14 protein-coding genes are annotated in these 14,934 nt (G+C 57.4%); 4 read left to right on the plus strand and 10 right to left on the minus strand.

Translation table 11 applies throughout. The annotated features are described in order from the left end of the window. Positions 1 to 75: 75 nt before the first annotated feature. Complete coding sequence (locus MDG893_RS13435) at positions 76 to 987, minus strand: pirin family protein (RefSeq protein WP_007154344.1); 912 nt, start codon at positions 985 to 987, stop codon at positions 76 to 78. A 149-nt stretch (positions 988 to 1,136) separates the two neighbouring features. Between MDG893_RS13435 and MDG893_RS13440 the strand changes: the two genes are divergently transcribed. Together MDG893_RS13440 and MDG893_RS13445 are read left to right on the plus strand one after the other, a co-directional pair. After that, positions 1,137 to 1,832 (plus strand): aspartate/glutamate racemase family protein, encoded by a 696-nt coding sequence (locus MDG893_RS13440; RefSeq protein ID WP_007154345.1) that lies wholly within the window; start codon positions 1,137 to 1,139, stop codon positions 1,830 to 1,832. Positions 1,833 to 2,008: 176 nt separating this feature from the next. Beyond that, on the plus strand, positions 2,009 to 3,301 hold the full coding sequence (locus MDG893_RS13445) for a cation:proton antiporter (protein WP_007154346.1): 1,293 nt from the start codon (positions 2,009 to 2,011) through the stop codon (positions 3,299 to 3,301). A gap of 28 nt (positions 3,302 to 3,329) precedes the next feature. On the opposite strand, the gene MDG893_RS13450 is transcribed toward MDG893_RS13445, so the two are convergent. Together MDG893_RS13450 and MDG893_RS13455 are read right to left on the minus strand one after the other, a co-directional pair. Beyond that, positions 3,330 to 4,208, minus strand: a complete 879-nt coding sequence (locus MDG893_RS13450) for an alpha/beta hydrolase family protein (protein ID WP_007154347.1) — start codon at positions 4,206 to 4,208, stop codon at positions 3,330 to 3,332. 40 nt (positions 4,209 to 4,248) lie between these two features. After that, complete coding sequence (locus MDG893_RS13455; RefSeq protein WP_007154348.1) at positions 4,249 to 4,662, minus strand: MarR family winged helix-turn-helix transcriptional regulator; 414 nt, start codon at positions 4,660 to 4,662, stop codon at positions 4,249 to 4,251. A 137-nt stretch (positions 4,663 to 4,799) separates the two neighbouring features. Between MDG893_RS13455 and MDG893_RS13460 the strand changes: the two genes are divergently transcribed. Then, positions 4,800 to 5,765, plus strand: coding sequence for a zinc-binding metallopeptidase family protein (locus tag MDG893_RS13460; RefSeq protein ID WP_007154349.1), 966 nt, complete (start codon positions 4,800 to 4,802; stop codon positions 5,763 to 5,765). Between the two features lie 91 nt (positions 5,766 to 5,856). Here the strand turns inward: MDG893_RS13460 and katG are convergent, their stop codons facing one another. Then, positions 5,857 to 8,070: a catalase/peroxidase HPI gene (katG, locus tag MDG893_RS13465; RefSeq protein WP_007154350.1), complete on the minus strand. Its 2,214-nt coding sequence runs from the start codon at positions 8,068 to 8,070 to the stop codon at positions 5,857 to 5,859. Positions 8,071 to 8,367: 297 nt separating this feature from the next. Between katG and MDG893_RS13470 the strand changes: the two genes are divergently transcribed. Further along, positions 8,368 to 9,384: a class I fructose-bisphosphate aldolase gene (locus tag MDG893_RS13470; protein WP_007154351.1), complete on the plus strand. Its 1,017-nt coding sequence runs from the start codon at positions 8,368 to 8,370 to the stop codon at positions 9,382 to 9,384. A 24-nt stretch (positions 9,385 to 9,408) separates the two neighbouring features. Here the strand turns inward: MDG893_RS13470 and MDG893_RS13475 are convergent, their stop codons facing one another. The 6 genes from MDG893_RS13475 to MDG893_RS13500 form a co-directional block, all read right to left on the minus strand. Further along, positions 9,409 to 10,374, minus strand: coding sequence for an MBL fold metallo-hydrolase (locus MDG893_RS13475; protein ID WP_007154352.1), 966 nt, complete (start codon positions 10,372 to 10,374; stop codon positions 9,409 to 9,411). A gap of 110 nt (positions 10,375 to 10,484) precedes the next feature. Next, on the minus strand, positions 10,485 to 11,450 hold the full coding sequence (locus MDG893_RS13480) for a tRNA dihydrouridine synthase (protein WP_040474607.1): 966 nt from the start codon (positions 11,448 to 11,450) through the stop codon (positions 10,485 to 10,487). Between the two features lie 76 nt (positions 11,451 to 11,526). Further along, positions 11,527 to 11,745, minus strand: coding sequence for a DUF2835 domain-containing protein (locus MDG893_RS13485; protein ID WP_007154354.1), 219 nt, complete (start codon positions 11,743 to 11,745; stop codon positions 11,527 to 11,529). A 9-nt stretch (positions 11,746 to 11,754) separates the two neighbouring features. Continuing rightward, positions 11,755 to 13,647 carry a molecular chaperone HtpG gene (gene htpG / locus MDG893_RS13490; protein WP_007154355.1) on the minus strand — a complete coding sequence of 631 codons (1,893 nt, stop codon included), beginning with the start codon at positions 13,645 to 13,647 and terminating at the stop codon, positions 11,755 to 11,757. Positions 13,648 to 14,021: 374 nt separating this feature from the next. After that, positions 14,022 to 14,456, minus strand: a complete 435-nt coding sequence (locus tag MDG893_RS13495; RefSeq protein WP_007154356.1) for a PaaI family thioesterase — start codon at positions 14,454 to 14,456, stop codon at positions 14,022 to 14,024. Continuing rightward, positions 14,453 to 14,923, minus strand: a complete 471-nt coding sequence (locus tag MDG893_RS13500) for a PaaI family thioesterase (protein WP_007154357.1) — start codon at positions 14,921 to 14,923, stop codon at positions 14,453 to 14,455. The genes MDG893_RS13495 and MDG893_RS13500 overlap by 4 nt, the downstream gene beginning before the upstream one ends. Positions 14,924 to 14,934 lie beyond the last annotated feature (11 nt).

Raw genomic sequence — 14,934 nt, forward strand, 5'->3', positions numbered from 1 at the left:
TGGTATTCTCCGTTCAGGTTATGAACGGAGTCTGCCCTCAATACTGAAGCGGGTATTGAACAAAATTGAGGTGCCCTAGTACGGAATATATTCTGACTCGTCCCCAACCACCTTGTCGAACCGCCCTGCCCGCCAATCATCCTTGGCCTGTTCGATCCGTTCTTTCCGGGACGATACGAAGTTCCATTCGATGAACCGGCGGCCTATCGGTTCACCGCCGATCACCGCGATGCGGGTGTCTTCCGTCGCAGTGACCGATACGCCGGGTTCACGGGCAAACACCGTCATACTGTGCGTCGGAAGCTCAGAGCCGTAGGCCGTCAGGGCGCCCTGGGCTACATATACGGCACGTTCGTGCGCATCGGGCAACTCGAGTGTCTGTCCGGCCTTGAGGGAGGCCTCCAGATACAGGGTGTCGCTGAATTGTCGCACTGGGGAAGCCACGCCGTAGGCGCTACCGATCATCACCCGTATCGGGACTTCCTGGATGGTAATGGCCGGGATATCGTCACTCGGGTAATGATGGAAGGAGGGCAAGATTTCTTCGTGTTCTTCCGGCAGCGCCAGCCAGAGTTGCAGGCCATGCAGCCGGTGATCTTCTACAGTGATGCTGGGACGTTCACGTTCAGAATGGGTAATGCCACGGCCCGCCACCATCAGGTTAATGTCGCCAGGGCGGATGGGCTGGAGGCTGCCGACAGAATCCCGGTGCAGGATTTCGCCCTCGAACAGGTAAGTCACCGTTGCGATGCCAATGTGCGGATGCGGACGCACATTGATGCCCTGCCCCGCCGGAAAATCCGCCGGCCCCATCTCATCAAAAAAGATCCAGGGGCCGACCATTTTCCGTTTTGCAGTAGGCAACAGGCGGCGCACGGAGAATCCCCCCAGGTCGGTTATGCGGGGGCTCAGTATGGTTTCAATGGCACTGCAGGGTGCATCGATGGCGTCACAGCGTTGTTCGGCAGACTCAAGTACGTTACTCATGGCAGCGTTCCTTCAATGTATAAACTGCAGCAGCTCTGTGGTTGGCATCATTGAGTTTATACCATTCGGAGTGTCTTTATACCTTCCAGAACCCGGTAAAGGTAAGGCACTATTTACAGGATTAGTCATCGCGCAAAGAGGGAACTCGCATGAAAACCATAGGACTACTTGGGGGCATGAGCTGGGAATCCACACAGACCTACTACCGGTTGATCAACGAGGGCGTGAAATCGCGTCTTGGTGGGCTACATTCCGCCAAACTGGTGCTCTACAGCGTGGATTTCGCGGAGATTGAGGCGCTTCAGCACCAGGGTGACTGGCCGGCAACCGCCAGGATTCTTTCCTCCGCCGCTCTTTCCCTGCAGAACGCCGGCGCGGATTTTCTGATGATCGGCACCAACACTATGCACAAGGTGGCACCGGAGATTGAACTGGCCGTTCGCATCCCTCTGCTTCACATTGCCGATGCCACCGCCAACGTGCTGACAGAGGATGGAATCACACGCGTTGGGCTATTGGGCACGAGATTTACCATGGAGCAGGCCTTCTACCGTGAACGGCTGGAAGCGGCCGGCATTGAGGTGGTCACACCGGATGCCGCCCAACGGGCGGAGGTTCATCGCGTGATCTACGAAGAGCTCTGCCAGGGAAAGATCCAGGCAGCTTCCCGGGAGGCGTATCTGGCCGTCATCGACTCACTGGCCGAGCAAGGTGCACAAGCGGTCATCCTGGGATGCACGGAAATCGGCCTGCTGATCAAGCAGACCGACACCTCCGTCCCGCTGTATGACACAACGGCGATCCATGCTGCGCAGGCGGTTGATCAAGCCCTGACCGGGCAGTGAACTTCCCGATCCGACGTCAGAGCTCACTGGCATCAGACCCGCCGAAGCGTGCGTGATTACTGAACCGTATAAGACACTAGACGCGATCTGCTGGCACTATTCCGCTGCAGAGCGCATCCTCAAGAGTCCCTGTTTCAGAGGGGCGGTTACTTCACTACTCAATCAATGAGTCGCCTATGACCACTGCTACCTGGTTTATCCTGCTGGGCTCGCTGCTATTGGTAGTGGGCTTTACGGCTTCCTATATCAGAACCGGGCCCGCGACCTCAGCGATTGTGTATCTGGTGATCGGGTTCGTGGTGGGCCCGATGGGCCTTGGCCTGTTCCATTTCAATCCTCTGAAAGAATCCGCGCTGCTGGAGTTACTCACAGAAATTGCCGTATTGATTTCGCTGTATTGCGCGGGTGTAAAAATGCCGGCACCGGTGACCTTCAGGCGCTGGCGTAACCCCCTGCGACTGGCCGTTGTTTCCATGTCGCTGACGGTGGGCATCGTGGCGCTCTTCGGATACTACTGGCTGGCGTTGCCGCTCGGCGCAGCCGTCCTTCTGGGGGCGGTGGTCGCTCCCACGGACCCTGTCCTGGCCACCGAGGTACAGGTTCGACACGCCGATGATCCGGACCGGCTAAGGTTTGCGTTAACCAGCGAGGCCGGTATGAACGACGGCAGCGCGTTTCCCTTCGTCATGCTGGGCCTCGGATTACTTGGTTTGCACGACCTTGGGGATGCCGGATGGCGCTGGTTCGCCATTGATGTTGTCTGGGCCAGCGGTGCGGGGATTATCATCGGTATTGCTGCCGGCTGCCTTGTGGGATGGACTGTGCAGAAGCTGCGCTCGACGTATACCCACTCGGAATTTCTGGAAAGCTTCCTGGGGCTTGGCCTGATTGCATTTGCCTATGGCATCAGCCTGCTGGTCAATGCCTGGGGGTTTCTGGCAGTGTTCAGCGCAGCGGTTGCATTGCGGCATACCGAACTGAAGCTGGCCGGCCTCAAACAATCCTACTCAGACCCAACGTCCGGAGAAACCCATCCGGGGGATACACCTCAGCCAATCGCGCACATACATCAGAGCTCGCTGGTGTTCAACGAGCACCTGGAGCGACTTGCGGAGATCGTTCTTGTGCTGCTGATTGGCGGTTCCCTGTTCTGGGACTCGTGGAGTTGGCGCGCCGTTGGTTTTGCCGCTTTCCTGTTCTTTGTCGCACGCCCCATCAGTGTTCACCTCGGCCTGCTGGGCAGCAAAGCGCCGATGCGATTGCGCAACCTCGCAGGCTGGTTTGGTGTTCGCGGTATTGGTTCGCTCTATTACCTCATGTACGCCATCCAGCATGGGCTGCCGAAAGACATTGCATTGGAGTTGATTCACCTGACCCTGGTGGTGGTTGCCCTGTCGATCCTGGTTCATGGCGTGAGCGTTAAACCGGCCATCGCCCGATTCTGGCGGGCGCGAAAATCAGCGCACTGAGTTGCCCGCCAGGATGTAATGCCGCCCACTAACGAAGCAGTGGCAGCAACGTGTTTCGCCATATGGACATTTCGTACTGCTCGCGGAACCACCCAAGATGGCCAATGCGGTGCTCGCCTATGTCTTTAGGATCAACGCGGTGCATGGTCACCGCCGCCCGGGTGTAGAAACTGTGCAGTGAATCAACATTACGCCGGGACATCATTTCGTCATCGGTGAAGGCGACGGCGGAAATGGGCACCTGTACCGCCGCGAACTGTTCACGCAATGCCTGGCCTTCCTTCCCCACCGCGTATTCGGGATCAAGGCACCATTGCCGCCACTGGCGTATCACATTGGGTGGTAGGTCACCCACGATGTTAAGGCGCTTTCCGGGAAAATAGCCAACCATCCGTACGCAGACCGGTGCCATGAAATACCACAAAAACCAGGCAATGCGTTTGGTGGGCGGTGAGTTCTCGCGCCAATAACCGCTGCCACAGGCGACAGTGACCGCGTGATCCAGGTCGTTTACGTTGGGAGTCATGCCCAGCAACTGGCCGCCGACGCTGTGTCCAATCCATTGAAGACGCTGCCCTGGGTAATGCTGCCGAGCAAAGTCTATAACCGCCCGGCAGTCCTCGCTTCCCCATTCAGTCACCTTGACGGGGCAATCCCGCAGATGGCCGTTCAGGGAGGCACCCATACCGAAATAGTCGAAGGTGATAGCGGTAAAGCCCTGGCTGCTCAAGTAACGCGCGAATTTCTCGTAGCAATGCTGACCCACCCCCATAGCGCCAGCCACGATGACGACCGAACTGGATTGATCGGCGGGAAATACCCGAAGCTGGATTCGATGGCCACCCGGCGTCGTAACGGGCACATCCTTTCTATTCGTTGGGGGTAATGAAGATTCCCTGGCACTCATAATCGTTCTCCTGATACTTGCCGAATACTTTGCCCTGGCGTCAAAAATCGTTGGCGAGATGGTTGAGGAACTTAAGGATGACGGTCACTTCTTCGTCACTGAAACCGTCGGTCATGCGGTTGTTCAATTCCGTGATCAACGGTTTGGCGCTCTCGATCTTCTCGCGCCCGACATCGGTAAGGTACAAACGGGATGCACGGCCATCCCTGTCACAGGTCCGTCTCTCCAACAGGCCCTTGTTTTCCATCCGCCCGGCCAGCCCCGTCAACGCGGAACTGTTCAAATGCAGGCTATGGGCCAGATCCTTCAGCAGACACCCCTCGTCACCAGCAACCAGCAACAGAGCTCCTACCTGGGTGACTGAAATTCCCAGCGCTTCTTCGCTGCGCTGGTCAGCGTGTTTGTAAACCCGATGGCGGGCCTTGTTAAGCAGATAGAAAAACCGTTTGTCCATATGTCAGCCAGTTATTTCACATGTAAACCAAATATACTACACATGTGAAATAACTAACAAGACTCTCAATTCGGCGTTGGACATTCAGCGCGATCAATTCCTATACTCGAAGTCCATTCCGCTGGAAGACTTTCTTTATGCGCGTTTTCGCCAACCCCGTCGGTTCCGGCTCTCTCTGGTTTGATAATCTTGCTACGGCTGAAGGTACACCGGTGGCCTATGACCCCCAGGCACGAGCGTTTCTGCCGATGCCGCCCTTTTGCGCTAACAGGGACGTGATTGGCTGCAACTGGATCGCACCGGAGCAAGGCGCCTTCTGCCGCGCTTGTGCCATGACCGCGCTGGCACCAGACCCATCAATTGCCAACGCCATCCCCAACTGGTCCCAAACCGAGGCCTCCAAACGCTGGGTAATTGATAACCTGGGTCGCTGGCACTGGTTTCGCCCGGAAGATCCCGGCGCCCGGCCAGTGTTCCACATGCTTGCCGAAGGCCCCACTCCGGTGCCAATGGGCCACGCCCAGGGCGTTGTCACCATCAGTGTGGCCGAGGCAGACCCCGTACTACGTACCACCCGCCGTGAGGCGCTGGAAGAGCCCTACAGAACAATGATTGGCCACATGCGCCATGAGATTGCCCACATGCTCTGGTGGCGTCTGAGCCTGCGTGAGGACTTCCTGGATGCCTTCCGGGCGATGTTTGGTGATGAACGCATCAGCTATCCGGGCGCACTTCAGCATCATTACGAAAATGGCCCCCCAAAGGACTGGAGACAGTTTTATCTGACCAGCTATGCCTCCGCCCATCCCCATGAGGACTGGGCGGAAACGGCAGCGCATTTATTACACCTGACGGACCTGACCGACAGCTTTGTGGCCTCCGGTCTAACCTCCGACGAAGTGCCAGGCCCGAACTGGGACCCGTATTCAGAACCCGATGCCCAGCGTTTGATCCATATCGCCGCGTCCATTGCCATGGGCGTAAACCATGTAAACCGGTCAATGGGTCTGTCTGACCTGTACCCCTTTGTTCTGTCAGATTTTGCGCGCCACAAGCTGGCGTTTGTGCATGACTGGCTTCGCAGAGGTGCCCAAGGGCTCTGAATATCAGAACCCGCATAAAAAAACGGCGTTTCAACTTTCATTGAAACGCCGTTTTGCCATCAAGTGCCCGCACCTTGGTGCGGGCATTCAATCACGACAGATCAAAACGATCTGCATTCATCACCTTGTTCCAGGCGGCGACGAAGTCCTTGACGAACTTCTCCTTCGCATCTGCCTGTGCGTACACCTCAGTCACTGCGCGAAGCTGCGAGTTGGAACCGAAGATCAGGTCCACACGGGTACCGGTCCACTTTACGTTGCCGGTTTTGCGGTCGCGCCCTTCGAACACATCGGCGTCAGCCGACGTAGGCTTCCACTCGGTGTTGAGGTCGGTCAGGTTCACGAAGAAATCGTTCGTGAGTTTGCCCGGCGAGTTGGTCAGCACGCCGTGTTTGGACTGCTTGTAGTTCGCACCCAGTACACGCAGGCCGCCCACCAAAACCGCCATCTGCGGAGCGCTCAGATTCAGCAACTGAGCCTTGTCGATCAACATTTCCTCGTCGGAAACGGTGAACGCCGCGCGGCGATAGTTGCGGAAGCCGTCCGCTTCGGGCTTGAGCCAGTCGAACGCCTCAACATCCGTCTGGTCATCGGTGGCATCGGTGCGGCCGGGTGAGAACGGCACGTCGATGCTTTGGCCTGCATCCTTGGCAGCCTTCTCAACGGCGGCGTTACCGCCGAGCACGATCAGGTCAGCCAGGGACACCTTCTTGTTGCCCGACTGGGCATCGTTAAAGGACTTCTGGATGCCTTCAAGAGCCTGCAGCACCTTCGCCAGTTGCTGCGGTTCGTTGACCTCCCAGTCTTTCTGGGGAGCAAGGCGAATGCGAGCGCCGTTGGCCCCACCGCGTAGATCGGAGCCACGGAACGTCGACGCGGCAGACCACGCTGTGTAAACCAGCTCGGAAATCGACAGGCCAGTTCCCAGAATCTTGCTCTTAAGGTCAGCAATGTCCTGGGCATTGATCAGTTCGTGATCGACCTCTGGCACCGGGTCCTGCCAGATCAGGTCTTCGGCCGGCACTTCCGGGCCGAGATAGCGGGTTTTCGGGCCCATATCGCGGTGCGTCAGCTTGAACCAGGCGCGGGCGAAGGCATCTGCAAACTCTTCCGGGTTCTTATGGAAGTGCTCGCAAATCTTGCGGTATTCCGGGTCCTGCTTCATCGCCATATCGGCGGTGGACATCATGATTTCCACGCGCTTGGACGGATCTTCCGGGTCCGGCGCCATGTCCTTCTCGGTCAATCCTTTAGGCCGCCACTGTTGGGCACCAGCCGGGCTCTTGGTCAGTTCCCACTCATACCCAAACAGCACGTCAAAATAGCTCATATCCCACTTTGTGGGGCTGGGTGTCCATGCGCCTTCGAGACCACTGGTGATAGCATCACGACCCTTGCCGCTGCCATGGCTGCTCTTCCAGCCCAGGCCCATCTCTTCGATCGGCGCTGCTTCCGGCTCTGGGCCGACTTTGTCGGGATCACCAGCACCGTGGGTCTTACCAAACGTATGACCGCCAGCCGTCAGAGCTGCTGTTTCATAGTCATTCATCGCCATTCGAGCAAAGGTTTCACGAATGTCTCTAGCCGATGCCAACGGGTCCGGATTGCCATCCGGGCCTTCCGGGTTCACGTAGATCAACCCCATCTGTACCGCAGCCAGGGGGTTTTCCAGGTCCCGATCACCGGAATAACGGCTGTTCGGTTTGTCGCTGGTGGCGAGCCATTCCCTTTCCGCACCCCAGTAAATGTCTTCCTCGGGCTGGAATATGTCTTCTCGACCGCCGGCAAAACCAAAGGTCTTGAAGCCCATGGACTCAAGGGACACGTTGCCGGTCAGGATAAACAGGTCGGCCCAGGACAGTTTGTTGCCATACTTCTGCTTGACAGGCCACATCAGGCGGCGGGCCTTGTCCAGATTGCCGTTATCAGGCCAGCTGTTAATGGGCGCGAAACGCTGGTTGCCGGTACCGGCACCACCGCGACCATCACCGGTTCGATAGGTACCGGCGCTGTGCCATGCCATACGGATCATGAACGGACCGTAATGGCCGTAATCCGCGGGCCACCAATCCTGTGAATCTTTCAATACGGTTTCTATGTCTTTCTTGACCGCAGGCAGATCAAGTTTCTTGAATTCTTCCGCGTAGTTGAAGTCTTCCCCCAACGGGTTCGACTTGGGGTTGTGCTGGTGCAAAATACCCAGGTTCAGTTGGTTCGGCCACCAATCGTTGACACCCGGACCCTCGTCCTGCAGTTGTGTGCGGGCCCCGTGCATCACCGGGCATTTACCTTCGTTTCCGCTCATATCGCTCTCTCCGTGGGTTGCTACCATCTCTTTCATTGTTTCATTGATCGTTGTTGCACTGACAAACGGAACCAATCAGCTACCAATCTAGTCAATGTACTCCCATTTTTCACTATTAACGCAGGTTGTTTTTTCGTACCAATATAATAGTTTTTGTTTATCGCCATGCCTCCCGCGAGTTACCGGTTGATAACTGTGATCTGGTTGCTGAAGATCTATACTGAACACTCGGGGTTTGAAACCAGAATTTGAAACTAAAGTTTGAAACGTTCACTGGCATAGCGACGGGAGTTTTGGATGAACACTCAGGAACAGCTTGAAAGCACCATCCGTGAACTGGTCTGCGAAGGTAAGGGCATTCTGGCGGCGGATGAGAGCAACCCAACCATCGCCAAACGGTTCAAGGCGGTTGGTGTGGAGTCCACCGAAGAAAACCGACGACACTACCGCAACCTGATTCTCGCTGCGCCAGGTCTGGGAGAGTACGTCAGTGGTGTGATCCTGTTCGAGGAAACCCTGCGGCAGCACGCGGACGATGGCACCAGCCTCCCTTCGATAGCGGCAAAACAGGGCATTGTGCCCGGCATAAAGGTTGATAAGGGCAAGGGCCCGATGATCAACGCTCCCGGAGATGAGATTACCGAGGGCCTGGATGGATTGGCCCAGCGACTTGAAGATTACAAGCAACTCGGGGCGCGTTTTGCCAAGTGGCGGAATGTTTACCACATCACCGATACCAACCCCAGCCGCGCCGCCATTGAGGCCAACGCAGAGGTGTTGGCACGCTATGCTGCCATCTGCCAGTCCTGCGGTGTGGTGCCCATCGTGGAACCGGAAGTGCTGATCGATGGTGACCATAGCATCGAGCGAAGCGCAGAGGTGAATGAGGCCGTTATCAACGAGGTGTTTCAGGCGCTGCGGCGCCATCGCGTCGAGCTTGAGACCATGATCCTCAAACCCAGCATGGTGACGCCCGGCAATGCCAATGGCCAGAAAGCAAGCCCGGAAGATGTGGCAAAACACACCTTGAGAGTGTTCCGGCGTGTGGTTCCGGCAGCGGTGCCTGGAATCAACTTCCTGTCCGGTGGCCAGACACCCGCGGAAGCGACCCTGAACCTGAACGCCATGAACAGTGGCCCGGCCCTGCCTTGGACGCTCAGTTTTTCCTACGGGCGGGCACTGCAGGAGCCTGCCCAGAAAGCCTGGGCAGGCATTTCCTCCAACCGCGAAGCCGCTCAGGCTGCAATGGTTAAGCGCGCCAAGTTGAACAGCCTGGCCGCTCTGGGGCGATACTCGTCGGATATGGAGGGCTGATGACCGCCCCGGCCAGCCTTTCTATCAACAACCACCGGTACAATTGGCAGAGCCATCAAAGCTCATGGTTTTTCCGCTCAGGGGAACGTGGACGGGCACCGAGGACAGGCTGATAAACTGCCTGGTGCGCGTTCCGTCCCGGACCACGCCATCCTGAGTGGCCGCTTCATTGGCGTGGGATGCAATCACTGCGTTTGGCTGTATCAGGTCATTCACCACGTAGGCCGCCTCTTCAGGCCCCGTGGTGTAGGTGTCACCGATGTTGAGAACGACAAGACTGGCACCGTAATGGTCTTTGACAACCAGTTTTTGCTCAGCGGTGATACCGGTATCGCCGGACAGATAAACCACCAGGCCATTACTGAACGTGAGCACGTAGCCGGTGGGCGGCCCGACACTGGCGCCAACGCCCGCCGCTTTCAGGTATTCCGCCAGCGGACCGGTGAGGAAACTCGGCGACAGGCCGTTGCTGTGCACGGCGGGCACGGTCGTGATGGCCACACCGCCCACCACCCGCTCGGCACCGAACCTCACCAGCAGGGAATCTTCCGGATTGCCCTCCACGCTTTTGAGCTTGCTGGCAAAAAAGGCCGGCATTTCACTGCCTGTTACGATCTTTGCCTTTTTGGCGGCGGTAATGTTCACGGAATTGGACTCCGGCAGAACCACCACCGGAACCTCCGGCCCGCCACAGCTGCCCTGATTAACATCGCGGATATGACGGTCTCCCACATGGTCCCCGTGAACGTGGGAGACAAGCACCACATCAATATTGCCTAATCGAGGATCATCGGCACCAGCGACGGTTCGACCGGCGTCATAGAGAATTCGGGTACCATTGGGGTCTTCAAAGATGAGCGCCCGGTCCATGGCGCAGAATTCGCCGTCATGACTCCCAAGCGGTGTGACCTTGACGGCGTCGGCGGCGGCCGACAGCGATATGGCGCTTGCCAGAATGGCAGCAACCAGGCTATTGCAGGCGTTGTTCATTTTTCCCTCTCCCCTGTTTTTTGGCGATACCATACACCGTACGAAGGATGCGCCACTTCATAGCAGTGTAGCTGGAGAATAGGGTTCCGGAACGATAAGAGCGAACGGGGCTATGCGGCTTCGGTAACTGGGACGGGCTGTTTCAGGCAGGCCAGCATGGGTGCCACATCGCGGATTTTTCGGGCCTCGGGCCATAGCCGCTGGGCCTCGCCGTAGCCGCCACGCAGATAGTTCAGCCATTGCTTGATACGACCGGTCACAAACCTGTCTTCAAGGCGGTCCTGCAGCGCAACAGCGTAACCTTCAACCAGCCTGACCACCTCGGGCCAGGTCATATCCGGCACTGATTCATTCCGTTGACTGGCGCGAATCCGCCGTGCCAGATCCGGCCGGGCGATCAACCCACGACCGATCATCACATCGTCACAGCCGGAGACCTCTCGGCAGCGCCAGTAATCCGCCACGGTCCAGATCTCGCCATTGACGATCACATGGGCATCGACCGCTTCCCTGACCCTCGCCACGTCTTCCCAATAGGCCGGCGGCTTGTAGCCGTCCACCTTGCTGCGGGCGTGGACCACGATTTCGGACGCGCCGGCCGCTTCCAGGGCCTGACCACAGGCAACGCCCATGGAACGGTCATCGTAGCCCAGACGCATTTTTGCGGTCACCGGCACATGGGCAGGCACGGCAGCGCGAACCGCCTCCGTAATCTGTTGCATCAACTCGGGCTCTCGCATGAGCACACAGCCCCCCTTGTGTTTGTTCACGGTTTTGGCGGGGCAACCGAAATTGATATCAACCTGTGTGGCGCCCAACTCCACCGCCTTGGCGCCATGCCGGCCCATCTGGACGGGGTCTGAGCCCAATAGTTGAACGGCCACCGGCACGCCAACCCGGGTTTCGCATCCGTTGTGCAACTCCGGGGCGTACTTGTAGAAAATACGGGGCGGCAGCATGCCCTGCGTCACGCGAATAAATTCTGTTACGCACCGGTCGATGCCACCGACGGCTGTCAGCGTCTCTCGAATGGGTGCATCAACAAGCCCTTCCATTGGGGCAAGGATTATTCGCATCAGGGCTCCACGAATTGATCAAGGAATAAACGGGTGGGAATTGTAGAGAAGTTTTAAAGGCGTTGGTAGGCCGGAATTACAGGCGTTCCACGCTGACGAACTTGCCCTGGTCGTCAAACAGGATACGGAAACTGCCCTGGACACCGTCGCGAAGGTAAAAGCGGGAGAGAATACGGGCCGGGAAGCGGACGGAACGCCCGTCCCGGGCCGTGGTGTGAACGTCCGTCGCCGAACCCTGATAGAGCTTGATCCACTCATCAGGGCTGATATCGACGTCCACGATAATCTGCTGCATCAGGCGGCCTTAGTTGGCAAGCTCAAGCAGCAGGCGGTTCAGGCGGCTTACATACGCGCCCGGATCCTGCAGCTGTTCACCACTGGCCAATGTGGCCTGGTCCAGCAGTACCGCTGACAGTTCCTTGAAGCGATCCTCGCCTTGCTCGTTTTCAAGGCGCTGGACCAGCGGATGCTCCACGTTAATTTCGAAAATCGGTTTGCTGTCGGGTACTTTCTGGCCCGCCGCTTCCATGATTTTCTTCATCTGGGCACCCATATCGAAGTCACCAACCACCAGGCAGGCCGGTGAATCGGTCAGGCGGTTGGTTACCCGCACTTCCTGTACCCGGTCTTCCAGTGCCGTCTTGATGCGCTCCAGCAGGTTCTTGTGCTCCTCGGCGGCCTCTTCCTTGTGCTTCTTGTCTTCCTCGGTTTCCACTTCGCCAAGGTCGAGATCACCACGGGCAACGTCCTGGAACTGTTTGCCGTCGTACTCGTTCAGGTAGCCCATCATCCACTCATCAATACGGTCAGAGAGGATCAGTACTTCAATACCCTTCTTGCGGAACACTTCGAGGTGCGGGCTGCTCTTGGCGGCCATGAAGTTGTCGGCGGTGATGTAGTAAATCTTGCTCTGGCCTTCCTTCATCCGGCCGATGTATTCATCCAGAGACACGGTCTGCGCCTGCTCACCGGTGTGAGTGGATGCAAACCGCAGCAGGCCGCCGATTTTCTCGCGGTTGCTGAAATCTTCCGCCGGGCCTTCCTTCAGCACAGTGCCGAATTCGTTCCAGAACTTCTGGTACTGCTCCGGCTCCTTCTTGGACAGCTTGGACAGCATATCCAGAACCCGTTTGGTCACCGCTGTGCGGATGCTTTCTACGGTGCTGTCGTTCTGGAGGATCTCACGGGAGACGTTCAGTGACAGGTCGTTGGAATCAATCACGCCCTTGGTAAAGCGCAGGTACAGCGGCAGGAACTGCTCGGCGTCATCCATAATGAACACGCGCTGTACGTACAGCTTCAGGCCGCGGGGCGCTTCCCGGTTATACAGGTCAAACGGCGCACGGCCAGGCACATACAGCAGGCTGGTGTAATCCAGCTTGCCTTCCACCTTGTTGTGGGACCAGGTCAGCGGGTCTTCAAAGTCGTGGGCAATGTGCTTGTAAAACTCCTTGTACTCTTCGTCCTTGATCTCGCTACGAGACAGTGTCCACAGGGCGGTGGCGTCGTTAACGGTTTCGTATTCGCCCTTCTCACCCTCTTCCTCGGATTCGGATTTCATCACGACCGGGAAGGAAATATGGTCGGAGTACTTCTTCACCAGATTACGCAGGCGGAAGCCGTCGGCAAATTCTTTGGCTTCGTCCTTCAGGTGCAGGACGATCTGCGTACCGCGTTCAGTCCGGTCCACGTTCTCAATGGTGAATTGGCCATCGCCAGCAGACTGCCAGTGAACGCCCTCTTCCACCGGTGTACCGGCGCGGCGGGTAAACACTTCCACGGAATCGGCCACGATGAATGAAGAATAGAAGCCCACACCAAACTGACCGATCAGCTTGCTGTCTTTCTTCTCGTCACCGGAAAGCTGCTTGAGAAACTCGGCCGTACCGGACTTGGCAATGGTACCCAGGTTCTGGATAACATCATCCCGGTTCATGCCGATGCCGTTGTCGGTCAGCGTGACGGTGTTCTTTTCTGCATCGAAGTCCAGGCGGATTTTCAGCTCCGGATCGCTTTCGAACAGGCTGTCATCCTTCAAGGCAGCGAAACGCAGTTTGTCTTCTGCATCCGACGCGTTGGAAATCAATTCACGAAGGAAGATTTCCTTGTTGGAGTACAGGGAGTGGATCATCAGGTTAAGCAGTTGCTTAACTTCGGTCTGAAAACCCAGGGTCTCTTTTTGCGATTCAACCGTCATGGCTTGTTTCATCTCCTGCTGTGTAGGTTCGGAGGAGCGGTGCGGCTGGGTAAACTTTTCCAAAACACGCTGTGAATACGTCCATGTAAGCTCCGCTCCGCCATCCATGGCTCCGCAGGGTTTTGGAAAAGTTTACCCAGCCACCCCACCCAACTGTGGAGTAGTTTCCGTTTAAGCAACCAGGCCGGCGCGAGCAGGTGGGTATGGCTTTCCGAAACCGTGCGGAGCCATGGATGGCGGAGCCCGAGCCGCACAGGGACGTCTTGAGGCGCGTTTCGGAAAGCCATACCCACCTGCTTGCTTGCACCAAAGCCAAGCATGTTGAGATGGGAAATGGGGTTCAGAAGGGGTATTTCAACCCCGACAAGATGAATTCAGTCTTCCAAAAGGAAGTGCGCCCGTGCGGTCGCGATGGGCTGGGAGCGGGACTTCTGCCAGGCGGTGATCATCACGTTGGCCACGCGATTGCCCTGGCGGGTGAGCTGACATTCTGCGAAGGTCTCGCGGTCAAGGCCGGCACGCAGGTAATCCAGGGAAAAATCCACAATGCGGGGCATGCGTAGGGTTTCCTGGGACATCATCAGGTAGATCAACGCAGAAAGCTCCATGAAGCCGCCGATCACCCCGCCATGGATGGCCGGCAGTATCGGGTTGCCCAGGTTTTCTTCCTTCTTCGGCAGGCGGAAGATCAGGTCATCGCCATAGCGATCACACTCCAGACCGATAAACCGAGCGTAAGGGATGCTCTCCAGCATGCGGGAAAAATCACCGGTTTCCTGGGTGTAGCGGAGGATTTCCGGATTGGTCATTCTTCGCCTCCGGTAATCAGATCGCGGAAGGATTTCGGGGACGCATCCCTGCCGATCCGCATAAAGGTACCGACGCAGTTCGCGATGGTCTCACCCGGGTCCTGGAAGGCCTCACAACGGGTAAAGATGATATTTCGGGTAATCTTGTAGGCTTCCGCCCGGGCATATACCGGCTTGCGGGGCTCGGCCGGGCGCATGTAGTCCACTCGCAGATCCAGGGTTGGGCATAGCTCGAAATCGTCCAGGGCGCACAGGGTCGCGCAGCCAGACGCCGTATCCATCAACGTCGTGATGGCGCCACCGTGGATCACTCCCGTGTCCGGGTTACCGATAATGCGGTCACTGTACGGTAGGCATAGCGTCAATTGCCCATTTTTTACCGCGGTTACCGTCAAGCCCAGTTCGCGCCCCTGGTTAAGGGTGTCGATAAACCGGCGAACCCGGTCCATCCCAATGGAGTCTTTCATAACGTTTGGCT

This window comes from Marinobacter algicola DG893, assembly GCF_000170835.1.
GTDB classification, from domain to species: Bacteria; Pseudomonadota; Gammaproteobacteria; order Pseudomonadales; family Oleiphilaceae; genus Marinobacter; species Marinobacter algicola.